We start from the raw sequence: 24,309 nt of genomic DNA, 5'->3' as shown, positions 1-24,309 counted from the left end.
GGAGGTAGCAGATGGGCATCGAGGAGAAGCTTCCCTCCGGCGTCCTGCTCACCAGCGTCGAGAAGCTGGTCAACTGGTCGCGGAAGTCGTCCGTCTGGGGCGCCACGTTCGGCCTGGCCTGCTGCGCCATCGAGATGATGGCCGCGGGTGGCCCGCACTACGACATGGGCCGGTGGGGCATGGAGGTCTTCCGCGCCTCGCCCCGGCAGGCGGACCTGATGATCGTGGCCGGCCGGGTCAGCCAGAAGATGGCCCCGGTCCTGCGGCAGATCTACGACCAGATGGCCGAGCCCCGCTGGGTCATCTCGATGGGCGTCTGCGCCAGCAGCGGCGGCATGTTCAACAACTACGCCATCGTGCAGGGCGTCGACCACGTCGTCCCGGTCGACATGTACCTCCCCGGCTGCCCACCCCGGCCGGAGATGCTCATCGACGCGGTGCTCAAGCTCCGCGAGAAGATCATGTACGAGCCGCTGGGCCCGAACGGCCGCAAGATGCTCGAGGCCCGCAAGGAGCGCGGTGACGTGCCGGTCGTGCCGTACGGCTCGATGCCGTCGTCGTACCGCAACGACAAGGCCCGGCGCGCCGAGTGGACGAAGGCCGTCCGCGAGGGGCGCGAGGAGCAGTTGCGGATCGAGAACTGGATGAAGGCGCAGAACCACCTCCAGACGCAGGGGGGCCCGAAATGACCTCGCCGAACGACCGGACCAACGACGGCGGGGTGCCGGTGCCCACGACTCCCGTCGGCGCCAGCGGCACCGCGCCGGCCGAGTACCCGCCGGCCGGCCCCGCCGGTCGGGGCATGTTCGGCAACCAGGGCACCGGCGACGTGTCCGGCTACGGCGGCCTGGTCCGCCCGCGCAAGCCGATCGAGGAGGCCACCCGGCCGTACGGGAGCTACTTCGACGAGGTGCGTGACGCGCTGGAGGAGGCGTACCCGCAGTTCGGTGACGCGATCGAGAAGGTCGTGGTCGACCGGGGCGAGCTGACCCTGCACGTGCGGCCGGAGCGCATCGCCGAGGTCTGCCAGGTGATGCGCGACGACCTGTCGCTGCGCTTCGAGCTGTGCTCCTCGGTGTCCGGGGTGGACTACCTGGGCGCCGACGAGCGCCGGCTGCACGTGGTCTACCAGCTCACCTCGATGACCTACCGGCGGGTGGTCCGGCTGGAGGCCGCGGTCTCCGCCGAGGACCCGCACCTGCCGAGCGTCACCGCCGTCTACCCGACCGCCGACTGGCAGGAGCGGGAGACGTACGACATGTTCGGCATCGTCTTCGACGGCCACCCCGCCCTGACCCGGATCCTCATGCCGGACGACTGGGAGGGGCACCCGCAGCGCAAGGACTACCCGCTCGGCGGCGTACCCGTCGAGTACAAGGGTGCGGAAATTCCCCCGCCGGACCGTAGGAGGTCCTACCAGTGACCACGTCCAACTACGCGACCGAGCGCGAGACCACCGAGGGCAAGGTCTTCACCGTCACCGGTGGGGACTGGGACCAGGTCGTCTCCGGCACCGACCCGATCAACGACGAGCGCATCGTCGTCAACATGGGTCCGCAGCACCCGTCCACGCACGGCGTGCTGCGGCTGATCCTGGAGCTGGAGGGCGAGACGGTCCGCGAGGCCCGCTCGGTCGTCGGCTACCTGCACACCGGCATCGAGAAGAACCTGGAATACCGCAACTGGGTCCAGGGCTCGACGTTCGTGACCCGGATGGACTACCTCTCGCCGATCTTCAACGAGACGGCGTACGCGCTCGCGGTGGAGAAGCTGCTCGGCGTCACCGACGACGTCACCGAGCGGGCCACCACCATCCGGGTGCTGATGATGGAGCTGAACCGGATCTCCTCGCACCTGGTCTGGCTGGCCACCACCGGCATGGAGCTGGGCGCGATCAACATGATGTTGTACGGCTTCCGCGAGCGGGAGTACATCCTCGACATCTTCGAGACCATCACCGGCCTGCGGATGAACCACGCGTACGTCCGGCCGGGCGGGGTGGCACAGGACGTGCCGGACGACGCGATCCGCAAGATCCGCGACTTCCTGGTGCTGATGCCGAAGAAGCTCAAGGAGTACGAGAACCTGCTCTCCGGGCAGCCGATCTGGATCGAACGCACCCAGAACGTCGCGGTGCTCGACACCACCGCCTGTGTGGCGCTGGGCATCACCGGTCCGGTGCTCCGCTCGGCGGGGCTCGCCTGGGACCTGCGCAAGACCATGCCGTACTGCGGCTACGAGACGTACGAGTTCGACGTGCCGACCCACACCGACGGTGACGTGTGGGGCCGCTACCTGGTCCGGCTGGCGGAGATCCGCGAGTCGCTGAAGCTGGTCGAGCAGGCGCTCGACCGGTTGAAGCCGGGCCCGGTGATGGTCGCCGACAAGAAGATCGCCTGGCCGGCGCAGCTCGCCATCGGCGTCGACGGCATGGGCAACTCGCTGGAGCACGTCGCCAAGATCATGGGTCAGTCGATGGAGTCGCTGATCCACCACTTCAAGCTCGTCACCGAGGGCTTCCGGGTCCCGCCGGGCCAGGTGTACGTCGGCATCGAGTCGCCCCGCGGCGAGCTGGGCGTGCACGCGGTGTCCGACGGCGGCACCCGGCCCTACCGGGTGCACTACCGGGAGCCGAGCTTCGTCAACCTCCAGGCCCTGCCGGCCATGGCCGAGGGTGGCCTGATCGCCGACGTGATCGCCGGCGGCGCCTCGCTGGACCCCGTGATGGGTGGTTGTGACCGATGAGTACGACGTTTACCGAAGAGACCCGGCTGCGGGCGCGCGAGATCATCGCCCGCTACCCGGCGGACCGGTCCCGCTCGGCCCTGCTGCCGCTGCTGCACCTGGTCCAGTCCGAGGAGGGCTACGTCTCCCCGGCCGGCGTCGAGTTCTGCGCCGAGGTGCTGGGGCTGAACAAGGCCCAGGTCGGCGCCGTCGCCACCTTCTACACCATGTACAAGCGCAAGCCGACCGGTGACTACCTGGTCAGCGTCTGCACCAACACGATGTGCGACGTGCTGGGCGGGCAGACGGTCTACGACACGCTCGCCGAGCACCTGGGCGTCGGGCACGAGGAGACCACCGCCGACGGGAAGATCACCCTGGAGCACGCCGAGTGCCTGGCAGCGTGCGACTACGGCCCGGTGATGACCGTCAACTACGACTTCTTCGACAACGTCGAGCCGCAGGGCGCGCTCGGCGTGGTGCAGGAGTTGCAGGCCGGCGGCCGGCCGATGCCAACCCGGGGCGCCAGGCTCTGCACGCTCAAGGAGATGGCGGTCCAGCTCGCCGGTTTCGCCGACGAGCGGGACGGCGCGGTGGCCGACGGCGGGCCGGGCGAGCCGAGCCTGCGCGGCCTGCGCCTGGCCGAGCAGCACGGCATCTCGGTGCCGGGCTACGACCCGAAGACGCCGATCCGCAGCAAGGCCGAGGCCGACCGGGCCGCCGCCGAGGCGAAGGCGAAGGCCGAGGCCGAGAAGCCCGCCCCGGCACCGGAGAAGGCGCCCGAGCCGGCGAAGGCCGACGCCACGGGCACTCCGGCCAAGGCCGACACCGCCGGGAACGCGGGCGCGGCCGAGCCGGCGACGCCCGCGGCGGCCGGCGGCAGCACCGCGCCGGACGTGAAGGCGCCGGACGACAAGTCGCCGCAGGTGCGTACCGCGGAGACCCGGCAGCCGGACGCGAAGACCCCGGTGGCGGACGCGCCCGGCACCAAGCTGCCGGTGGACGGCCCGGCCCCGGCGCCCCGCGACGCGCGGGCGGCGGAGGCGGCCGGCGCGGCGGCGAACCCGCCGGCCGGCGACGGCAAGCCCGCCGGCGACGCGGCCGACGCGCAGGAGCGCAACCTCAAGGAGGCCGAGGCCGGTACGGACGCCGACGGCGCCGACCCGGCGGACGCGAACGGAACGGGGGCCCGGAAGTGACCACGCCTCGGCCGGAGACGCTGGCCAAGCTCACGCCGGTGCTCACCAAGCGCTGGCTGTCGCCGGACGCCTGGCGACTCGGCACCTACGAGAAGCTGGACGGCTACGCCGCCCTGCGCAAGGCGCTCAAGGCGCACCCGGACGACCTGATCCAGCTCATCAAGGACTCCGGGCTGCGCGGCCGGGGCGGCGCGGGCTTCCCGACCGGTCTCAAGTGGGGCTTCATCCCGCAGGGTGACGGCAAGCCGCACTACCTGGTGGTGAACGCCGACGAGGGCGAGCCGGGCACCTGCAAGGACCTGCCGCTGATGACCCACGACCCGCACTCGCTGGTCGAGGGCGTGATCATCGCGTCGTACGCGATCCGGGCCAGCCGGGCCTACATCTACATCCGCGGCGAGGCCGTGCACGCCGCCCGCCGGCTGCGCAGCGCGGTCGACGAGGCGTACGCCAAGGGCTACCTGGGCCGGAACATCCTCGGCTCGAAGTTCGACCTGGACCTGGTGGTGCACTCCGGCGCCGGGGCGTACATCTGCGGTGAGGAGACCGCGCTGCTGGACTCGCTGGAGGGCTTCCGGGGTCAGCCCCGGCTGCGCCCGCCGTTCCCGGCGACCCACGGCCTGTACGCCAGCCCGACCGTGGTCAACAACGTCGGCACCATCGCCAGCGTGCCGCCGATCGTGCTGGGCGGCGCGGACTGGTGGAAGACCATGGGCACGGAGAAGTCCTCCGGGCCGATGATCTACTCGCTCTCCGGCCGGATCGCCCACCCCGGCCAGTACGAGGCCTCGATGGGCATCACGCTGCGCGAGCTGATCGAGCTGGCCGGCGGAATGAAGCCCGGGCACGAGCTGAAGTTCTGGACCCCGGGCGGCTCCTCGACGCCGCTGCTCACCGCCGAGCACCTGGACGTGCCGCTGGACTTCGAGGGGGTGGCGGCGGCCGGCTCGATCCTGGGCACCACGGCCACCCAGATCTTCTCCGACCAGGACTGCCCGGTCTACGCGACCTACCGGTGGCTGGAGTTCTACCACCACGAGTCGTGCGGCAAGTGCACCCCGTGCCGGGAGGGCAACTACTGGATGGTCCGGGTCTACCGGCGCATCCTCGCCGGCCAGGGCACCCACGAGGACCTCGACACCCTGCTCGACACCTGCGACAACATCCTCGGCCGCTCGTTCTGCGGCCTGGGTGACGGTGCGACCAGCTCGGTGACCTCCTCGCTGAAGTACTTCAAGCAGGACTACCTCGACTACATCGAGGGACGTACCGCGCCGAAGCTGTCGGACAAGTCTCTGGTGGGAGCCCACTAATGACCGACGTAGCCAAGCAGACCGAGACCGTCACGCTGACCATCGACGGCGTCGAGGTCACCGCGCCGAAGGGCACCCTGCTGATCCGGGTGGCCGAGCAGATGGGCACCGAGATCCCGCGCTTCTGCGACCACCCGCTGCTGGCCCCGGCCGGCGCCTGCCGGCAGTGCCTGGTGGAGGTGGAGGGCCAGCGCAAGCCGGTCGCCTCCTGCACCCAGACCGTCGCCGACGGCATGGTGGTGCGGACCCAGCTCACCTCGCCGGTCGCCAAGAAGGCCCAGGAGGGGGTGATGGAGCTGCTGCTCCTCAACCACCCCCTGGACTGCCCGATGTGCGACAAGGGCGGCGAGTGCCCGCTGCAGAACCAGGCGATGTCCACCGGCCGCACGGACTCCCGGTTCCACGAGCACAAGCGGGAGTACCCGAAGCCGCTGCCGATCAGCACCCAGGTGCTGCTCGACCGCGAGCGCTGCGTGCTCTGCCAGCGGTGCACCCGGTTCTCCGAGGAGATCGCCGGCGACAAGTTCATCGACCTGATGGGACGCTCCTCGCACGAGGAGATCAACATCTACCGGGACGACGCGTACGGCGAGGAGGGCGACGAGGGGGATGTCCCCTTCAACTCCTACTTCTCCGGCAACACCGTGCAGATCTGCCCGGTCGGCGCGCTCACCGGCGCGCAGTACCGCTTCCGCTCCCGCCCGTTCGACCTGGTCTCCTCGCCCAGCGTCTGCGAGCACTGCTCGGCCGGGTGCGCGCAGCGCACCGACTGGCGGCGGGGCAAGGTGCTGCGCCGGTTGGCCGGCGACGACCCGGCGGTGAACGAGGAGTGGAACTGCGACAAGGGCCGCTGGGGCTTCCAGTACGCTCGCGCGTTCGACCGCCTCACCACCCCGCTGGTGCGCGACGAGAAGACCGGTGAGCTGCGCGAGGCGTCCTGGAGCGAGGCGTTCACCCGGGCCGCCGAGGGGCTGCGCGCGGCCCGCGACGCCGGCACCGGCACCGGCGTGCTGACCGGCGGCCGGCTCACCGTCGAGGACGCCTACGCGTACGCGAAGTTCGCCCGGGTCGCGCTGCACACCAACGACATCGACTTCCGGGCCCGCCCGGTCTCCCGTGAGGAGGCCGACTTCCTGGCCAGCAACGTCGCCGGGGTCACCGACGTGACCTACGCGGACGTGGAGAACGCGCCCGCGGTGGTGCTGGTCGGCCTGGAGCCGGAGGAGGAGTGCCCGATCCTCTTCCTGCGGCTGCGCAAGGCGTACCTGAAGAAGAAGCTCACGGTGTACGCGCTCGCGCCGTTCGCGACCCGCGGCCTGGAGAAGCTCGGGGCCAAGCTGGCCCGGGTGGTGCCGGGCGAGGAGGCCAGCGTGCTGGCCGAGCACGCCACCGTGGCCGAGGCGCTGGGGCAGCCCGGCGCGATCCTGATCGTCGGCGAGCGGCTGGGCGCGGTGCCCGGCGGCCTCTCCGCCGCGGCGGACGTGGCCCGGCGTACCGGCGCCCGGCTGGCCTGGGTGCCACGGCGCGCGGGTGACCGCGGCGCGGTCGACGCGGGCTGCCTGCCCAACCTGCTGCCCGGCGGCCGGGTGGTCACCGAACCGGCCGCTCGCGCGGAGCTGGGCGAGGCGTGGGACCTGCCGGCCGGGGTGATCCCCAGCCAGGCCGGCCGCGACACCGACGGCATTCTCGCCGCGGCCGCCGACGGTACGCTCGGCGCGCTGGTGGTGGCCGGCGTCGACCCGGCCGACCTGGCCGACCCGCGCCGGGCCGAGGAAGCCCTGGACGCGGTGCCGTTCCTGGTCAGCCTGGAACTGCGGATGAGCGCGGTGGCCCGTCGGGCGGACGTGGTCTTCCCGGTCGCCCCGGCGGTCGAGAAGGCCGGCAGCTTCCTCGACTGGGAGGGCCGGCTGCGCACCTTCGAGCGGGTGCTCGACACCGGCGCGATGACCGACGGCCGGGTGCTCGACGCGATCGCCGCGCAGTTCGACGTGCGACTCGGCGTCGGTGACGTGCTGAGCGTGCGCCGCGAGCTGGGCGCGCTGCCGCGTACCCGGACGTCCCGGCCGTCCGCGCCCTCGGTCGAGCCGGCCACCGTGCCGCAGCCCGGACCGGGCGAGGCCGTGCTGTCGACCTGGCACCAGCTCGTCGACCTGGGCAGCCTCACCGACGGCGACGAGCACCTCGCCGGCACCGCCCGCCCGCCGGTGGTCCGGCTGGGCAAGGGCACCGCCGAGGCGCTCGGCGTGGCCGACGGCGACCCGGTCACGGTCGGCACCGACCGCGGCGCGGTCACGCTGCCGGCGGCGATCAGCGAGATGCCGGACGGCGTCGTCTGGCTGCCGACCAACTCACCCGGCTCGACCGTGCGACGCAGCCTCGGCGCGACGTCCGGTCACGTCGTCAAGGTGACCGCGGCGCCTGTCGCCGCGGACGCCGCCGCGCGCCCGGGTCCGCTCCTCAACGCAGGGGGTGTCTCCGAGTGAATACCGTCGTCCTCGCGGCGCAGGACCCGACGCTCGCCGACTTCGGCAAGGACCCGTGGTGGCTGGTCCTCGGGAAGATCGTCTTCGCGTTCGCGTTCGGTCTGCTGGCCACGCTGCTCGGCGTCTGGTTCGAGCGGCGGGTGGTCGGCCGGATGGCGGTCCGGCCCGGCCCGAACCAGGTCGGCCCGTTCGGCCTGCTGCAGACGCTCGCCGACGGCCTGAAGATGGCGTTCAAGGAGGACATCCTCCCGCGCGCCGCCGACAAGGTGGTCTTCTTCTTCGCACCGACCATCTCGGTGATCTCCGCGGTCACCGCGCTGTCGGTGATCCCGTTCGGCCCGAGCGTGAGCATCTTCGGCCACTGGACGCCGCTCCAGGTCACCGACGTGCCGGTGGCGGTGCTGGTGATCCTGGCCTGCTCCTCGATGGGCGTCTACGGCATCGTGCTCGGCGGCTGGGCCTCCGGCTCCACCTACCCGCTGCTCGGCGGCCTGCGCTCCAGCGCCCAGATGATCTCCTACGAGGTCGCCATGGGGCTGAGCATCGTGGCCGTCTTCATGACCGCCGGCACGATGTCGACCAGCGGGATCGTCGCCGCGCAGGGCGACGCCACCCGGCTGAGCATCGGCGGGTTCGAGCTGCCCACCCCGGGCTGGTACGCGATCCTGCTGCTGCCCAGCTTCATCATCTTCTTCATCGCCATGGTCGGTGAGACCAACCGGGCGCCCTTCGACCTGCCGGAGGCGGAGTCGGAGCTGGTCGCGGGCTTCATGACGGAGTACAGCTCGCTGAAGTTCGCGCTCTTCATGCTCTCCGAGTACGTCGCCATGGTGAGCATGTCCGCGGTCACCACGACGCTGTTCCTCGGCGGCTGGCGGGCCCCCTGGCCGATCACGCTGTGGTCGGGCGCCAACGATGGTTGGTGGCCGATGCTGTGGTTCTTCGGCAAGGTGATCCTGCTGGTCTTCGTGTTCGTCTGGCTCCGCGGCACGCTGCCCCGGCTCCGGTACGACCAGTTCATGCGCTTCGGCTGGAAGGTGCTGCTGCCGATCAACCTGGTCTGGATCCTGGTGCTCGCCGGGCTCCGCTCGATCGAGGACTGGCAGACCAAGGACCGGCTTCTCGTCACCGCCATCGGCGCGGGCGTGCTGCTGCTGGCCACGCTCTTCTGGCCGAGCCGCAAGAAGCAGCCGAAGCCGTCGCCGCAGGAGCAGGCGGACAGCCGCCCGTACGGCAGCTTCCCGCTGCCACCGATGGATCTTCAGGTTCCGCCGAGCCCGCGTACCAAGCGCGTGGTCGCCGAGCGGGAGCCGGCCAACGTCGTCGCCGGCTCCGAGTCCAGGGAGGTGTGACGTGGGCGCGATCACCGGAACGTTCAAGGGCTTCGGGGTCACCTTCTCGCACATGTTCAAGAAGGTCGTCACCACCGACTACCCGTTCAAGCCGCCGGTCTCGGCGCCGCGCTACCACGGGCGGCACATCCTCAACCGGCACCCGGACGGGCTGGAGAAGTGCATCGGCTGCGAGCTGTGCGCCTGGGCCTGCCCGGCCGACGCGATCTACGTGGAGGGTGGCGACAACACCGAGGAGCAGCGTTTCTCCCCGGGTGAGCGGTACGCCAGCAACTACCAGATCAACTACGCCCGGTGCATCTTCTGCGGGCTCTGCATCGAGGCCTGCCCGACCCGGTCGCTCACCATGAGCAACGAGTACGAACTGGCCCGGGACAACCGGCAGGACCTGATCTTCACGAAGGAGCAGTTGCTCGCGCCGCTGCTCGAGGGCATGGAGCAGCCGCCGCACCCGATGCGGCTCGGTGACAGCGAGAAGGACTACTACGTCGGCGCGCTCACCAACCCGGGCACCTCGGCCGGCGCCGAGCAGTCGCCGGCGGGCGGCCGGTATCCGGTGGAGGAGCACCCCGGCGTGACCTTCCCCGGCGCCGAGCAGGCCGCGCAGCGGTCCGAGGCGGGCAAGGGAGCAGGGGTATGACCACGCAGACTGTGCTCGCCGCGGCGGGCGAGGTGTCCGGGGGCGAGGAGGTCACCTTCTGGATCCTCGCCCCGCTGGCCCTGATCGGGGCGCTCGGCATGGTGTGGGCCCGCAACGCGGTGCACTCCGCGCTCTGGCTGGTGCTGACCATGCTCTGCCTGGGCGTGTTCTACGTGCTCCAGGCCGGGCCGTTCATCGGCATGGTGCAGATCATCGTCTACACCGGCGCGATCATGATGCTCTTCCTGTTCGTGCTGATGCTCGTCGGCCGGGACGCGTCCGACTCGCTGATCGAGACGTTGCGCGGCCAGCGGGTCGCCGCGGTGGTGCTCGGGCTCGGCTTCGCCGGCCTGGTCGGCACCGGGCTCTACCGGGCGCTCAAGGGCGTCCAGGCGGTCGGGCTCGACCAGGCCAACGCCGAGGGCAACGTGCAGGGCATCGCCCGGCTGCTCTTCACCAAGTACGTCTTCGCCTTCGAGCTGACCTCGGCGCTGCTGATCACGGCCGCGGTGGGCGCGATGGTGCTGGCGCACGTGGAGCGGCGCAAGGAGGACCGGATGGACCAGGTCGCCACCATGAAGGCGCGGTTCCGGCCCGGCAACTACCCCGGCCCGAAGCCGGGCCCGGGCGTCTTCGCCACCTCCTCCTCGGTGGCCACGCCGGCCCGCCTGCCGGACGGCCGGCTGACCGACCGCGGCATCCCGGAGATCATGCCGGTGCGCGAGATGACGTCGGAGGAGACCGCACTGAAGGGGACCGACAAATGACCCCGGACTACTACCTGATCCTCGCGGCGGTGCTGTTCACCATCGGCGCCGTGGGCGTGCTGGTCCGGCGCAACGCGATCGTGCTGTTCATGTGCGTCGAGCTGATGCTCAACGCGGCCAACCTGACCCTGGTCACGTTCAGCCGGATCAACGGTGACCTGAACGGCCAGATCATGGCGTTCTTCGTGATGGTGGTCGCGGCGGCCGAGGTCGTGGTCGGGCTCGCGATCATCATGGCGATCTTCCGGACCCGGCGCTCGGCCAGCGTCGACGACGCCAACCTGCTGAAGTACTGAGGGGCCAGTCGTGGAACAGACTGTGGAATTCGCTACGGCGGATGGGCTGCTGGGCAGCGTCTGGCTGCTGGTGGCGATCCCGCTGGTCAGCGCGGCGATCCTGCTGCTGCTCGGCAGGCGGGCCGACCGCTGGGGCCACTGGCTGGGCGTGGCCGCCATCGGCGCCTCGTTCGTGCTCGGGCTGACCTACTTCTTCCAGCTCCGTAGCCTGGAGAACAAGCAGGTCCAGTCGAGCCTCTGGCAGTTCATCACGGTCGGCGACCTGAAGGTGGACTTCGGTCTGCTCTTCGACCCGCTGGCCGCGGTGTTCGTCCTGCTGATCACCGGGGTGGGCTTCCTGATCCACCTCTACGCCGTGGAGTACATGGCGCACGACGAGGGCCGGCGACGGTTCTTCGGGTACTTCAACCTGTTCGTCGCCGCGATGCTGCTGCTGGTGCTCGGCAACAACTACGTGATGCTCTACTTCGGCTGGGAGGGCGTCGGCCTGGCGTCGTACCTGCTGATCTCCTTCTGGTACGGCCGGCCCAGCGCGGCCACCGCCGGCAAGAAGGCGTTCCTGATGAACCGGGTCGGCGACGCCGGCCTGGCCATCGGCATCTTCGTCCTCTTCGCCCAGCTCGGCACCACCCAGTACGACGAGGTGTTCAACGGGGTCGGCTCGATGACCTCGACCACGGTGCTGGTGCTCGGCCTGCTGCTGCTGCTCGGCGCGGCCGGCAAGTCCGGCCAGTTCCCGCTCCAGGCGTGGCTGCCGGACGCGATGGAGGGCCCGACCCCGGTCTCCGCGCTGATCCACGCCGCCACCATGGTCACCGCGGGCGTCTACCTGATCGCCCGCTCCAACCCGATCTTCTCGGCGAACGAGACGCTCCAGCTCGTGGTGGTCAGCGTCGGTGCGCTCACGCTGCTGCTGGGCTGTGTCATCGGCGCCGCGAAGGACGACATCAAGCGGGTGCTGGCCTGGTCCACGGTCAGCCAGATCGGCTACATGTTCCTCGGCGTCGGCCTGGGCGGCGGCGCGTACGCGCTGGCCATCATCCACCTGCTGGCGCACGGCTTCTTCAAGGCCAACATGTTCCTCGGCGCCGGCTCGGTCATGCACGGCATGAAGGACCAGGTGGACATCCGCCGCTTCGGCGGGCTGTCGAAGTACATGAAGATCACCTGGCTCACCTTCATGATGGGCTGGCTGGCCATCATCGGCATCCCGCCGCTCTCCGGCTACTTCTCCAAGGAGCCGATCATCGCGTCCGCGTTCGAGCGGGAGGGCTGGACGGCCTGGCTGTTCGGCATGGCCGCGCTCCTCGGCGCCGGGCTCACCGCGTTCTACATGACCCGGCTCTTCGTGCTCACCTTCCACGGCCCGAAGCGGTGGACCGAGGACATCGAGCACCCGCACGAGTCGCCGAAGCTCATGACGATCCCGCTGATCCTGCTCGCCGCCGGCTCGGTGGTGGCCGGTGGCCTGATGACGCTGAACGACAGCGTGGTGTCCTGGCTGACCCCGGTGCTCGGCGAGGAGGCCGGTGGCGAGGCGCACGGCGTGCTCTCGCACACCGTGATCACCATCCTCTCCATCCTGATCACCGTGCTCGGCGCCGGGCTGGCCTGGTTCCTGTTCCGCAACGGCACGGCCACCGAGCCGCAGCCGGCCGGCGTGGTGGTCACCGCCGCCCGCCGCAACCTCTACACGGACGCCTTCAACGAGGCGGTCTTCGAGAAGCCGGGCATCTTCCTCACCCGGGCGCTGGTGTTCCTCGACAACCGGGGCGTCGATGGGCTGGTCAACGGCCTCGCCGCCGCGGTGGGCGGTGGCTCGGGCCGGCTCCGGCGGCTGCAGACCGGCTTCGTGCGGTCGTACGCGACCTCGATCCTGACCGGCGCGCTGCTCGTGGTGGCGGCGTTCCTGGCGGTGCAGGCGGGGTGGCTGGCGTGATCGACCTCAACGCGGCCGCCCCCGCCGGCGGGCCACGCAGTCACGACGGAGGTAAGGCCGAATAATGTCCAACTTCCCGTTCCTCTCGGTGCTGACCGTGGCGCCGCTGGTCGGTGCCCTGGTGGTGGCGCTGCTGCCACGCAGCCGGCCGGACCTGGCCAAGCTGGTGGCGTTCGGCTGGTCGCTGCTGGTGCTGGTGCTCTCGGTGGTGATGTGGTTCGCCTTCTCCGCCGGCGGCGACCGGTTCCAGTTCCGCGAGTCGTACCCGTGGATCCCGAACTGGGGCGTGCGGTTCACCTTCGAGGTGGACGGCATCGCGCTGGTCATGCTGATGCTGATCGCGATCCTGGTGCCGCTGGTCATCCTGGCGTCCTGGCACGACGCCGAGTCGTCCAAGCGCTCGGTGCCGGTCTACTTCGCGCTGCTGCTCGTCCTCGAATGCACGATGATCGGCGTCTTCGCCGCCGCCGACGTGTTCCTGTTCTACGTGTTCTTCGAGGTCATGCTGGTGCCGATGTACTTCCTGATCGGCAGCTACGGCGGCCACCAGCGGCAGTACGCGGCGGTGAAGTTCTTCCTCTACTCGCTGGTCGGCGGCCTGTTCATGCTGGCCGCGGTGATCGGCCTCTGGGTGGTCGGCGGCAAGACCTTCGACTGGCAGGCGTTGAGCCAGGCGGAGTTCGCCACCAACACCGCCCGCTGGCTGTTCCTCGGCTTCTTCCTCGCCTTCGCGATCAAGGCGCCGTTCTTCCCGTTCCACACCTGGCTGCCGGACGCCGGTGGCGCCGCGCCGGCCGGTGCGGCGGCGCTGCTGGTCGGCGTGCTGGACAAGGTCGGCACGTTCGGCATCCTGCGCTACTGCCTGCCGCTGTTCCCGGAGGCGTCGCGCTGGTTCGCGCCGTGGGCGCTGGCGCTCGGCGTGATCGGCATCATCTACGCCGCGCTGCTGGCGGTCGGGCAGAACGACCTGAAGCGGCTGGTGTCGTACACCTCGATCGCGCACTTCGGGTTCATCGGGGTGGGCATCTTCGCCTTCACCACCCAGGCCGGCACCGGCGCGGTGCTCTACATGCTCAACCACGGTCTCGCCACCGGCCTGCTGTTCCTGGTGGTCGGCATGCTGATCGCCCGGCGCGGTTCGGCGCTGATCAGCGACTTCGGCGGCGCGGGCAAGCTGGTCCCGGTGCTGGCCGGGGTGCTCTTCTTCGCCGGTCTGGCCTCGCTGGCGCTGCCCGGCACGGCGCCGTTCGTGTCCGAGTTCCTGGTGCTGATCGGCACGTTCACCGTCAACAAGCCGGTCGCGGTGATCGCCACGCTCGGCATCATCCTGGCGGCGGCCTACGTGCTGTGGATGGTGCAGCGCACCACCCAGGGCACGCTGAACCCGGCGCTGACCGAGGTCGAGGGCATGCGACGGGACCTCAGCCTGCGCGAGAAGGTGGTCGTCGCGCCGCTGATCGCGCTGATCGTGCTGCTCGGCTTCTATCCGAAGCCGGTCACCGATGTCATCAACCCCGCCGTCCAGGCGACCATGCAGGACGTCGGCAAGTCCGACCCCGCCCCTGAGGTCGGAAGCGTCCAGGAGGCCGCGAAGTGAGTGAACTGAAGCTGCCGTCGATCGACTACGCGGCGCTCGCTCCGATCCTGATCATGCTGGGCGCCGCCCTGCTGGGCGTCCTGGTCGAGGCGTTCGTGCCGCGCCGCCTGCGCAACGCGGTGCAGCTCGGGCTCGCCCTGGTGGCGGTGCTCGCCGCGATCACCATGGTGATCCTCAAGTCCGAGAGTCGGGTGATCACCGCGGGCGGCGCGCTCGCGGTGGACGGGCCGACGCTCTTCCTCCAGGGCGCGATCCTGGTCCTGGCCGTGATGGCGCTGCTGCTCGTCGGTGAGCGCACGGTGGAGCGGGGCGGCGCCTTCGTGGCGCACGCCGCGGTCACCGCCGAGTCGCCGGAGGACCGCAAGCAGGCCGAGGGTGTCGGCGGGGCCACCGAGGTCTACCCGCTGATGTCGTTCGCGATCGGCGGCATGCTGATCTTCGTGGCGGCGAACGACCTGCTGACCATGTTCATCTCGCTCGAGGTGTTCTCGCTGCCGCTCTACCTGCTCTGCGCGCTGGCCCGCCGCCGGCGGCTGCTGAGCCAGGAGGCGGCGATGAAGTACTTCCTGCTCGGCGCGTACGCCTCGGCGTTCTTCCTGTTCGGCGTGGCCCTGATCTACGGCTTCACCTCGGGCATCCCGGGCCGGGGCGCGGGCGTCGACTTCGCCACCGTGCACGCCGCGGTCGGCGAGTCCTCGTCCAGCCAGGTGCTGCTCTTCGCCGGCATGGCGCTGCTCGCCATCGGCCTGCTCTTCAAGGCCGCCGCCGCCCCGTTCCACGTCTGGACGCCTGATGTCTACCAGGGCGCGCCGACGCCGGTGACCGGCTTCATGGCCGCCTGCACCAAGGTCGCCGCGTTCGGTGCGCTGCTGCGCGTGTTCCACGTCGCGTTCGCCGGCGCCTCCTGGGACTTCACCCCGGTGATCGGCGCGGTGGCGGTGCTGACCATGCTGGTCGGCGCGGTGCTGGCGGTCACCCAGACGGACATCAAGCGGCTGCTGGCGTACTCGTCGATCGCGAACGCCGGCTACCTGCTGGTGGGTGTGCTGGCGCCGAGCAAGGAGGGGCTGTCCGGCACGATGTTCTACCTCGCCGCGTACGGCTTCTCGGTGCTCGCCGCGTTCGCCGTGGTGACGCTGGTGCGCGACGCGGACGGGGAGGCCACCCACCTGTCCCGCTGGGCCGGGCTGGGCCGCCGCTCGCCGTTCTTCGCGGCGATCTTCACGTTCATCCTGCTGGCGTTCGCCGGCATCCCGCTCACCAGCGGCTTCACCAGCAAGTTCGCGGTCTTCGGCCCGGCGCTGGAGGCGAACCAGGCCTGGCTGGTGATCGCCGGTGTGCTGACCAGCATGGTGCTGGCGTTCCCGTACCTGCGGGTCGTGGTGATGATGTGGCTCTCCGAGCCGGGTGAGGCCACCCCGACGGTGACCGTGCCGGGGGCGCTCACCTCGGCGGCCCTGGTCATCGGCGTGCTCGCCACGCTGGTCCTCGGCGTGGTCCCCGGGCCCCTGCTCGACCTGACCACCGGTGCCGCCGAATTCGTGCGATGACAGAGGTGGTCACACCGGGGGCCGGCACGCCGTGGCGTGCCGGCCCCCGGTCCGTATCCCCCTCACCGAGCAGGTCGAACGGGTGTGGCATGGTTGAAGACGTGGTGAATCCGGCTGGCGAGCGTTCAGGTCAGTTCGGCGCGCTCGGCCTGCACCTCGCCGACCCGCGCGTCGAGGCCTCCGTGCTGGGCGTGCTCGACCGGGTCGAGGCGGAGCTGCGCGCGAGCGTGATCAGCGCCGACCCGCTGGTCACCGAGGCCGCCCGGCACCTGATGGAGGCCGGCGGCAAGCGGTTCCGCCCGCTGCTGGTGGCGCTGGGCGCCCAGTTCGGCGATCCGGACGCCGCCCAGGTGGTGCCGGCGGCCGTGGTGATGGAGCTCACCCACCTGGCGACGCTCTACCACGACGACGTGATGGACGAGGCGGCCGTGCGGCGGGGTGCCCCGAGCGCCAACTCCCGCTGGGCCAACTCGGTGGCCATCCTGGTCGGCGACTTCCTCTTCGCCCGGGCCGCGGACATCGCGGCCGACCTGGGCCCCGAAGCGGTCCGGCTGCAGGCGCGCACGTTCGCCCGTTTGGTGCACGGCCAGATCGCCGAGACGGTCGGCCCGCGCGACACCGACCCGGTCGCGCACTATCTGCACGTCATCGCCGAGAAGACCGGTTCGCTGATCGCGACCTCGGCCCGCTTCGGCGGCATGTTCGGCGGCGCGTCCGCCGCGCACATCGAGGCCCTGGCCGGGTACGGCGAGGTCATCGGCGTCGCCTTCCAGCTCTCCGACGACCTGCTGGACATCGCCAGCGAGTCGGTGCAGTCGGGCAAGACGCCCGGCACCGACCTGCGGGAGGGCGTGCCCACCCTGCCGGTGCTCTACGCGCTGGCCGGCGACGACGCGGACGCCGCCAGCGTGCGACTGCGGGAGATCCTGGCCACCGGCCCGCTGGTCGACGACGCCCTGCACGCCGAGGCGCTCACCCTGCTGCGCGAGTCCCCGGCGCTCAAGCGGGCCCGGGAGACGGTGCGCAGTTATGCCGAGGAGGCCCGCGCCCGCCTGGCCCCGCTGCCTGAGGGCCCGGCGCGTCGCGCGCTGGAGTCCCTCTGCGACTACATCGCCGACCGCACGAGCTGACCTCCGGAGAGCCGGCGGGCGCCGAGGAGCATGAGCAGGGCGGCGAGGAGCATGGCCAGGGCGGCGGTCAGCCACATCACCGGGTAACCGGCGGCGCCGGCCAGCGCGCCGAGGCCGAGCGGGCCGAGGCAGCCGCCGGCGTACACCCCGGTCTGGGTGATGGAGGTGGCGGCGGCCGGCGCCTGCGGGTGGAGCCGGACCACCGCGAAGTTCAGCAGCCCGGGCCAGGACCAGCCGAGCCCGAAGCCGAGCACCACGCCCACGACCAGCGGCGCCGGGCCGGCCACGGCGAGCAGGAGCAGGCCCACCGAGCCCGCCAGCAGCAGCCCGGCGACGACGCCGACGTGTCCGCCCGCCCGGCGGTCGGCCAACCAGCCGACGCCCACCCGGGCCACCACGCACACCGCGCTGCCCAGGGTCAGGGTGAGACCGGCCAGGGCGGGTGGGAGCCCCCGGCCGGCGGACGAGTCGACCAGGAACGTGGCCAGCGCGTTCGCCGCGCCGGCCGCCAGCGTGGCGGCCAGCCCGACCACGACCAGCGCGCCCGTGCCGCCGCCGCGGCCGGCGGAGCGCGTCCCGGTCCGCCGGTCGCGGCCGGCCCGGGGTACGGCCGCGAGCGCGGCCAGCGCGGCGCCGGCGGCCGCCACGAACGCCCAGCGCCAGCCGGCGGTCAGCGCGACGGTCGGCACCGCCGCGCCGGCCAGCAGCGTGGAGACCGGGATGGCGGCCTGCTTCACGCCGAAGGAGAGCCCCTGCCGGTGGGCGGGCACGTGCTCGGCGAGCGCGGCGTTGCTGGCGAGCTGGCCGAGGGCGTTGGCGGCGGCACTGAGCGCCAGCAGCGCGACCAGCGCCGGGTAGGACCGGGCCAGCCCGGCCACGGCCAGCAGCGAGCCGGCCGAGAGCCCGATGGCCACCCGGGCGACCGGGGCCGGACCGTACCGCTCGACCAGGGCGCCGGAGGGCACCGACGCGAGCGCGCTGATCCCGAAGTAGACGGAGACGGCCAGGCCCAGCCCGGTCGGGCTGAAGCCCAACTCGTCACCGAGCTGGACGGCGAGGCCGCCGACCAGGAAGACCGGCAGGACGCAGGCGATCGTGGTGACGGTGGCGCCCGCGCCCACCCGGACCGCCCGTCCGGCCACCGGCGGGCCGGTCCGTGAAATTGTTTCGGTCATCGTCGGCCAACCTACGCCGCCCGCGTTTTTGCTGCTGATCGTGTCTGTCGGTGCACCGTCTGTGTCCGCCGATCTGGCATCCTCGACCCGAACAGGCATTTCGCACTCGGCCTGTTTTTCATATGGTGTAAGTCCCCGGCGGCGGAGGTGGTTGTGCGCGACCCCCTGGCGGAACCTTCGGACCTGATCCGCAGCGTCTCCCGCGCGCTTCGAGTGCTCGAATCGGTCGGCCGTGCGCCGAGGGGCCTCACCGTGAAACAGATCGCCCGCCGCTGCGAGCTGACCGTCGCCACCACCTACCACCTGGTGCGCACGCTGGCGTACGAGGGCTACGTGATCCGGCGCGAGGACGGGACGTACATCGTCGGGTTGGAGATCGCGGACCGTTACCGGGAGCTGGTCACCGCGTTCCGCGGGCCGCCGCCGGTCGGTGAGGCCCTGCGCCGGGCCGCGGCCGACACCGGCTGGAGCCACTACCTGGGACGTTTCGTCGGCGGGCAGGTGGCGGTGACCGCGTGCGCCGAGGGGCCCCGCTCGCCCTACATGGAGGACCTGGTGCCCGGCTTCGACGAGGGCGCGCACGCCACCGCGCTCGGCAAGAGCCTGCTCGCCACGCTCACCGCCGAGCAGCGCTTCCGCTACCTGCGCGAGTACGGCATGCGTCCGTTCACCACCGCCACCCTCACCACGGTCGAGGCGTTCGAGGCCGACCTGGCCGCCGGTGACCGGCGCGGCATGCAGTTGGAGCTGGGCCAGTTCCGGCAGGGCGTGGCCTGCGCCGCCGTGCTCGTCGCCCCGGACAAGGACATCGAGCGGCGGGTGGTGCTGGCCTGCGCGCTGCCGGCAAGCGAGATGATGACCTCCGCGCGGGTGGTCCGGGCCAAGCTGCTCACCGCCGCGCGGGCGATCGCCGACGGGATCGCCACCGAGAACTGAGCGGGCCACCACCCCGGTCGGGATGGTGGCCCGTCAGCGGGCGGTCCAGCGCCGGACCGCCCCGGGGAGGGTCAGCTACCGATCGCGCCGCCGTCCAGGCGCCAGGTGACCACCACGCCGGGCTTGGCGAAGTCGCCGTCCGGCCAGGTGGAGGCCGGGTTCTCCACCGACGCGCCGGAGATCTCACCCGGGTGCTGCACGGCCACGAAGACCGACCGGTTGTCCTTGGTGATGAACGGGCCGCAGGTCTCCGCGCCCAGCGGCACGGTGAGGAACTGCTTCAGGTGCCCCCGCTCCGGGCCCTCGACGGCAGTGGCGAAGAGGCCGTCGTTGCTGCCCAGCGCGTTGCCGTCGGTCGAGATCCAAAGGTTGCCGGTGGCGTCGAACGCGACGTTGTCCGGGCACGAGATCGGGGAGACCCTGGTCTTGTCGTAGCCGGCGAACCAGGTCGACGCGTCGGCCGGGTCGCCGCAGACGATCGGCAGCGACCAGGCGAAGGTCTCGGCCGTGTTGTCGCCCCGGTCCTCGACCAGCTCCAGGATCTGGCCGTGCTTGTTGGCGTTGCGCGGGTTCGCCTCGTCGGCCGGCGCCTTGCCGGCCTTGCCCCGGTCGGTGTTGTTGGTCAGCGCCACGTAGACCTTGCCGGTGAGCAGGCTCGGCTCGACGTCCTCGGGACGGTCCATCTTGGTCGCGCCGACCTTGTCGCCGGCCAGTCGGGTGAAGGTGAGCACGTCGGAGGCGGTCATCCCGTCGACGTACGAGCGGTTGCCGCTGACCAGCCTGATCCACCGGCCCCGGCCGCCGAAACCCCCGTCGGTGGGCAGCGCGCCGGTGCCGTCGATCTCGCCGGCCGGGCTGTCGCCCTCGATCCGGGCCACGTACAGCGTGCCGGACTCCAGCAGCGTCAGGTTGTGCTTGCGGGCCACCCAGGAGTTGCCCGGCATGAACTTCTTGTCCGAGACGAACTTGTAGAGGTAGTCGAAGCGCTCGTCGTCGCCCATGTACGCGACCACGTGACCACTGCGCGCCACGATGACGTTCGCGCCCTCGTGCTTCACCCGGCCCAGCGCGGTGTGCTTGCGCGGCCGGGACTCCGGGTCGAACGGGTCGATCTCGACGACCCAGCCGAACCGGTGCGCCTCGTTCGGGTGCTTCGCCAGGTCGAAGCGCTCGTCGGCGCGGTCCCACCTGCGGCTGCCGCTCGGGTAACGCACGTCGGTCGGGATGCCGTAGCGGGCCAGCTTCGGCTTCAGCTCCGCCGGCGCGCCGTCGCCGCCGACGAAGTACTGGTTGAAGTTCTCCTCGCCGGAGAGCACGGTGCCCCACGGGGTGACCCCGCCGGCGCAGTTGTTCAGCGTGCCGACGACGGTCCGGCCCTTCGGGTCGGCGGCGGTCCGGAGCCAGGCCGAACCGGCGGCCGGCCCGGTCAGCTCGAACTTCGTGGCCAGCGCGGTGACCCGGCGGTTGTACTCGCGCCGGCCGCGCCGTACCGGCCGCCACTGGCCGGTGTCCGCCACCCGCTCCAGCTCGACCACGGACATGCCGTGCGCGGCCATCGCCACCCGCACCTGCTCCACGGTCAACGCGTCCTGACCGGTGAAGCCGGGGAACATCAGGTCCTCGTTGGTGTACTCGTGGTTCACCACGAGCAGCGCGCGCCTGCGGTCGATCGGCAGCACGCCGACGAAGTCGTTGTTGTAGCCGAACTGCTCGGCCTGGGCGGCGGCGCTCTGGCGGCGTACGTCGAACGCGGGTGCGCCCGGCACCACCTCGTTGCCCCACTTGATGACGACGGCGTGGTCGTAGCCGTTCGGCACGACCAGCGTGTCCAGCTTGTTCGGCGGGATCGGCGTGAACGTCAGCGCCCCGCTTCCCGGGCGGCCGGCGGCGGCCGGGTCCGGGCCGGGCGCGGCCGGCGTGGCGGGCGCGGCGGCGGCCGGTGCGGCGCCGGCCAGCGCACCGGCGGCGGCGCCGCCGAAGCCGAGCACCAGCGCGCCGACCGCGCCGGCCCGGACCACGCCGCGCCGGGAGACCTCGGCGTCGACCAGGTCCCCGAAGTACGGGTTGTCGGAGCGGTTGGGCACCGGGTGGTCGCAGGCGTTGCCGCACCGGTACAGGCAGGTCATCGCGTCACGGCTGCCGTGGCGGGTGCCGCCCAGCAGCGGAAGCAGGCGAGGACGGTCGCTCATGAGGTGGAGCCTCCTGATCGGACTGGAGAAGGCGCGCCGGGCGGTCAGCCCTTGCGCGTACCCGCCGGACGGTGCCAGGGCGCGGTGAGCGTCGGTCGGCCCGGATGTGAACCGGGCGTGAACAGCTCCGGCCTGACCTGCGGCTGAACCGTTCGGCGTCACGGCACGTATGGAAGGGCGAACGCAACGCCCGGACGGGCGGACGCATCGCCGGTCTCCCCGCCGCCGGAAGCGAGGTACCGCCATCAGTGACCACGACGCCCAACTGCTGCGCGCGCTGCACGACGAGCACGCCGACGCGCTGTTCGCGCACGCGCTGAGGCTCGTCAACGGCGACCGGCCACGGGCCGAGGACCTGGTCCAGGAGACGCTGCTGCGCGCCTGGCGGCACCCGGAGTCGCTGGACCCGCGTCGGGGCTCGGTGCGCGCCTGGCTCTTCACCACCGCCCGGAACCTGGCCATCGACGCGTGGCGTCGCCGGTCGGCCCGGGTCGGCGAGGTCTACACCGACGAACTGCCGGAAACCGCCGAGACGGTCGACGAGACGGAGCGCGCGGTGGAGGCGTGGACGGTGGCCGAGGCGCTCAACCGGCTGAGCCCGACCCACCGCGAGGTGCTGGTCGAGTGCTTCTACCAGGGGCGTTCGGTGGCGGAGGCGGCCGCCCGGTTGGGCGTGCCGGCGGGCACGGTGAAGTCGCGCACCCACTACGCGCTGCGCTCGCTGCGGTTGGTGCTGGCCGAGATGGGGGTGACCGGATGACCCGCTGCGAGTTCGCGCACGACGACGGGGCGTACGTGCTGGGCGCCCTCGCCCCGGCCGACCGGGCCGCCTACGAGCGGCACCTGGCCGGCTGCGCGCAGTGCCGGGAGGCGGTGGCCGAGATCGCCGTGCTGCCCGGTCTGCTGGGCCGGCTCGACCCGGCCGGGCTGGAGCAGTTCCTGGAGGTCGGCCCGGAGGCATCCCGGGTGCCCGGACTGCTCGACGCCGCCCGGGAGCGACGGCGCCGCGACCGGTCGCGCTCCCGCCGGCGGTACGCGCTGACCGCGCTCGCCGCCGCCGTGCTCGCGGTGCTGGCCGGGGTCGGGGTGACCGTGGTCCGGCCGCCGGCCGAGCCGGCCACCCGGCCGGTGGCGCTCACCTCGATGCGGCCGGTCGCCGGCACCGCCCCGGTGCACGCCGAGGTGGGGTTGACCGAGACGCCGTGGGGCACCGAGGTGACCATGCACTGCGGCTACGACAGGCGGGCCGGGCACCGCGAGGCGTACACGTTCCGGCTGGTGGCCCACGGCCCGGACGGCGCGATCGAGCAGATCGGCTCCTGGCTGGCCGCCCCCGGCGACGACCTGCGCTTCTCCGGCGTCACCCGCTTCACCAGGGGCGAACTGGTCCGCCTGGAACTCCGCCGCGCCCCCGACACCCCCATCCTCACCTACGACCTCCGCTAACCCTCACCCTCACCCCCACCCCTCACCCCCACCCCTCGCTTCCGCGATCTTGCACTTGCGGCCCTCGTTACGGGCGGTTCGCCCTTTCTGTCGGGGCAGTAAGTGCAAGATCGGCGAGGGTGGGGGCGGGGGCGGGGGCGGGGTGGGGTGGGGTGGGGGCGGCGGCGGGAGTGGTGGAGGGCGTCGGTGGTGAAGACCACGAGGGCCAGCCAGACCAGGGCGAAGCCGGCCAGCCGGGCCGGGGGCATCGGCTCGTGGAAGATCAGCACGCCGCAACCGAGCTGGAGGATCGGGGCCAGGTACTGCAGCATGCCGACGGTGGACAGCGGCAGCCGGTTCGCCGCACCGGCGAAGAGCAGCAGCGGGATCGCGGTGGCGGCCCCGGCCAGCACCAGCAACGCGGTGTGTCCCGCCGAGACGTGCCCGAACGTCGAGTCGCCCCGCGCCGACAGCCAGGCCAGGTACGCCAGGGCCGGCAGCGCCAGCACCGCCGACTCGACGAAGAGCCCCTCCACGGCGGGCAGGCCGAGCCGCTTCTTGACCAGGCCGTAGCCGGCGAAGCTGAACGCGAGCGTCAGCGCCAGCCACGGCAGTCGCCCGTAGTCGACGGTGAGCACCGCCACCGCGAGCGCGCCGACGCCGAGCGCGCCCCACTGCGCCGGGCGCAGCCGCTCCCGCAGCGCCACCACGCCGAACAGCACTGAGACCAGCGGGTTGATGAAGTAGCCGAGCGCGGTCTCCACCACCCGGTCGGAGTTCACACCATAGATGTAGGTGCCCCAGTTGACCGCGATCAGCGCGGCGGCGAGCGTGATGCCGGCCAGCACCCGGGGCCGCTGGGCCAGCGTCCGCAGGAAGCCGATGTGGCGCATCGCGGCCAGCAGCAGCGCCACGAACGCCACCGACCAGACGATCCGGTGCGCGAGGATCTCCACCGGCCCGGCCGGGCGGAGCAGCTTCAGGTAGATCGGGAAGAAACCCCAGAGCAGGTACGCGCCGATGCCGTACAGGTAGCCGAGGCGGAGCTGGTTCACCGCTCCACCGTAAGTGGTGAATCCGGCTCTTGGTCCTTTCCGGTGACCGGCGTCACGCGCTCGTCCAGCTCCATGAACCGATTCGCCGCGACCGGCTGGAAGCCGAGCTTCGCGTACACCCCGTGGGCGTCCAGCGTCGCCAGCAGGATCCGGCGTACGCCCAGCTCGGCCAGGTGCTCGCGGACGCCCCCGGCCAGCCACGTGCCCAGCCCGCGACCCCGCTCGGCCCGGTCCACGTAGACGTCGCACAACCAGGCGAACGTGGCCCGGTCGGTCACCACCCGGGCGACCGCCACCTGCCGCAGGTCGCCCGGCCGGTAGACGCCGAAGCCGATCGAGCCGGCGAAGGCGCGCTCGACCGTCGGCCGGTCCCGCCCGAGCGCCCAGTAGGCGTCGGTGGCGAGCCAGGCGTGCACCCGCTCCAGGTCGAGCCGGTCCGGGTCGGTGCTGAGCTGGTAGCCGTCGGCGCGGGTCACGGTGAACACCCGGCCGAGGGTAGTGCGGCACCCGGGTCGTACGCCGGTCGGTTTCCCGCTGGC

The 24,309-nt window shown here is 71.8% G+C and carries 21 protein-coding genes; 17 read left to right on the top strand and 4 right to left on the bottom strand.

The annotated features are described in order from the left end of the window. The first annotated feature begins 11 nt into the window (after positions 1 to 11). The 14 genes from H1D33_RS22250 to H1D33_RS22185 all read left to right on the top strand — a co-directional run bounded on the left by H1D33_RS22250 (position 12) and on the right by H1D33_RS22185 (position 16,990). Positions 12 to 689, top strand: coding sequence for a NuoB/complex I 20 kDa subunit family protein (locus tag H1D33_RS22250; RefSeq protein ID WP_091062855.1), 678 nt, complete (start codon positions 12 to 14; stop codon positions 687 to 689). Then, a complete protein-coding gene (locus H1D33_RS22245) occupies positions 686 to 1,423 on the top strand; it encodes an NADH-quinone oxidoreductase subunit C (protein ID WP_181571313.1) in 738 nt (245 codons plus the stop codon). Before H1D33_RS22250 ends, H1D33_RS22245 begins: the two co-directional genes overlap by 4 nt. Then, positions 1,420 to 2,745, top strand: a complete 1,326-nt coding sequence (locus H1D33_RS22240) for an NADH-quinone oxidoreductase subunit D (protein WP_181571314.1) — start codon at positions 1,420 to 1,422, stop codon at positions 2,743 to 2,745. Before H1D33_RS22245 ends, H1D33_RS22240 begins: the two co-directional genes overlap by 4 nt. After that, positions 2,742 to 3,923, top strand: a complete 1,182-nt coding sequence (gene nuoE / locus H1D33_RS22235) for an NADH-quinone oxidoreductase subunit NuoE (protein WP_181571315.1) — start codon at positions 2,742 to 2,744, stop codon at positions 3,921 to 3,923. Before H1D33_RS22240 ends, nuoE begins: the two co-directional genes overlap by 4 nt. Then, positions 3,920 to 5,236, top strand: coding sequence for an NADH-quinone oxidoreductase subunit NuoF (nuoF, locus tag H1D33_RS22230; RefSeq protein ID WP_181571316.1), 1,317 nt, complete (start codon positions 3,920 to 3,922; stop codon positions 5,234 to 5,236). Before nuoE ends, nuoF begins: the two co-directional genes overlap by 4 nt. Next, complete coding sequence (locus tag H1D33_RS22225; protein WP_181571317.1) at positions 5,236 to 7,719, top strand: NADH-quinone oxidoreductase subunit G; 2,484 nt, start codon at positions 5,236 to 5,238, stop codon at positions 7,717 to 7,719. The genes nuoF and H1D33_RS22225 overlap by 1 nt, the downstream gene beginning before the upstream one ends. Next, on the top strand, positions 7,716 to 9,071 hold the full coding sequence (gene nuoH, locus H1D33_RS22220) for an NADH-quinone oxidoreductase subunit NuoH (protein ID WP_181571318.1): 1,356 nt from the start codon (positions 7,716 to 7,718) through the stop codon (positions 9,069 to 9,071). The genes H1D33_RS22225 and nuoH overlap by 4 nt, the downstream gene beginning before the upstream one ends. A gap of 1 nt (position 9,072) precedes the next feature. After that, on the top strand, positions 9,073 to 9,711 hold the full coding sequence (nuoI, locus tag H1D33_RS22215; protein ID WP_181571319.1) for an NADH-quinone oxidoreductase subunit NuoI: 639 nt from the start codon (positions 9,073 to 9,075) through the stop codon (positions 9,709 to 9,711). Next, positions 9,708 to 10,478 carry an NADH-quinone oxidoreductase subunit J gene (locus H1D33_RS22210; RefSeq protein WP_181571320.1) on the top strand — a complete coding sequence of 257 codons (771 nt, stop codon included), beginning with the start codon at positions 9,708 to 9,710 and terminating at the stop codon, positions 10,476 to 10,478. Before nuoI ends, H1D33_RS22210 begins: the two co-directional genes overlap by 4 nt. Next, positions 10,475 to 10,774, top strand: coding sequence for an NADH-quinone oxidoreductase subunit NuoK (gene nuoK / locus H1D33_RS22205; protein ID WP_089154544.1), 300 nt, complete (start codon positions 10,475 to 10,477; stop codon positions 10,772 to 10,774). Before H1D33_RS22210 ends, nuoK begins: the two co-directional genes overlap by 4 nt. Positions 10,775 to 10,784: 10 nt before the next feature. After that, entirely contained in the window at positions 10,785 to 12,713 is a 1,929-nt protein-coding gene (nuoL, locus tag H1D33_RS22200; RefSeq protein ID WP_181571321.1) for an NADH-quinone oxidoreductase subunit L, read from the top strand. Positions 12,714 to 12,777: 64 nt separating this feature from the next. After that, on the top strand, positions 12,778 to 14,310 hold the full coding sequence (locus tag H1D33_RS22195; protein ID WP_181571322.1) for an NADH-quinone oxidoreductase subunit M: 1,533 nt from the start codon (positions 12,778 to 12,780) through the stop codon (positions 14,308 to 14,310). Then, positions 14,307 to 15,860, top strand: a complete 1,554-nt coding sequence (gene nuoN, locus H1D33_RS22190; protein ID WP_181571323.1) for an NADH-quinone oxidoreductase subunit NuoN — start codon at positions 14,307 to 14,309, stop codon at positions 15,858 to 15,860. The genes H1D33_RS22195 and nuoN overlap by 4 nt, the downstream gene beginning before the upstream one ends. A gap of 89 nt (positions 15,861 to 15,949) precedes the next feature. Then, positions 15,950 to 16,990, top strand: a complete 1,041-nt coding sequence (locus H1D33_RS22185; RefSeq protein WP_181571324.1) for a polyprenyl synthetase family protein — start codon at positions 15,950 to 15,952, stop codon at positions 16,988 to 16,990. On the opposite strand, the gene H1D33_RS22180 is transcribed toward H1D33_RS22185, so the two are convergent. Continuing rightward, a complete protein-coding gene (locus tag H1D33_RS22180) occupies positions 16,966 to 18,165 on the bottom strand; it encodes an MFS transporter (RefSeq protein WP_181571325.1) in 1,200 nt (399 codons plus the stop codon). The two genes, H1D33_RS22185 and H1D33_RS22180, sit on opposite strands and share 25 nt — an antisense overlap. A gap of 153 nt (positions 18,166 to 18,318) precedes the next feature. Between H1D33_RS22180 and H1D33_RS22175 the strand changes: the two genes are divergently transcribed. Beyond that, positions 18,319 to 19,101 carry an IclR family transcriptional regulator gene (locus tag H1D33_RS22175; protein ID WP_181571326.1) on the top strand — a complete coding sequence of 261 codons (783 nt, stop codon included), beginning with the start codon at positions 18,319 to 18,321 and terminating at the stop codon, positions 19,099 to 19,101. 71 nt (positions 19,102 to 19,172) lie between these two features. Here H1D33_RS22175 and H1D33_RS22170 read toward each other — a convergent pair whose 3' ends face one another. Next, positions 19,173 to 21,290, bottom strand: a complete 2,118-nt coding sequence (locus H1D33_RS22170) for a PhoX family protein (RefSeq protein WP_181571327.1) — start codon at positions 21,288 to 21,290, stop codon at positions 19,173 to 19,175. 169 nt (positions 21,291 to 21,459) lie between these two features. Here H1D33_RS22170 and H1D33_RS22165 point away from each other — a divergent pair, with 169 nt between their 5' ends. Then, positions 21,460 to 22,050 (top strand): sigma-70 family RNA polymerase sigma factor, encoded by a 591-nt coding sequence (locus tag H1D33_RS22165; protein ID WP_307755237.1) that lies wholly within the window; start codon positions 21,460 to 21,462, stop codon positions 22,048 to 22,050. Beyond that, on the top strand, positions 22,047 to 22,736 hold the full coding sequence (locus H1D33_RS22160; protein WP_181571328.1) for an anti-sigma factor family protein: 690 nt from the start codon (positions 22,047 to 22,049) through the stop codon (positions 22,734 to 22,736). The genes H1D33_RS22165 and H1D33_RS22160 overlap by 4 nt, the downstream gene beginning before the upstream one ends. Here the strand turns inward: H1D33_RS22160 and rarD are convergent. Next, on the bottom strand, positions 22,733 to 23,770 hold the full coding sequence (gene rarD / locus H1D33_RS22155; protein ID WP_307755236.1) for an EamA family transporter RarD: 1,038 nt from the start codon (positions 23,768 to 23,770) through the stop codon (positions 22,733 to 22,735). The genes H1D33_RS22160 and rarD overlap by 4 nt on opposite strands. Beyond that, complete coding sequence (locus H1D33_RS22150) at positions 23,767 to 24,255, bottom strand: GNAT family N-acetyltransferase (RefSeq protein ID WP_181571329.1); 489 nt, start codon at positions 24,253 to 24,255, stop codon at positions 23,767 to 23,769. The genes rarD and H1D33_RS22150 overlap by 4 nt, the downstream gene beginning before the upstream one ends. Between the last annotated feature and the right edge of the window lie 54 nt (positions 24,256 to 24,309).

Source organism: Micromonospora ferruginea (genome assembly GCF_013694245.2).
Lineage (GTDB): Bacteria > Actinomycetota > Actinomycetes > Mycobacteriales > Micromonosporaceae > Micromonospora > Micromonospora robiginosa.
Note: the sequence above shows the minus strand (reverse complement) of the source record. Positions and strands in the feature narration are given on the sequence as shown.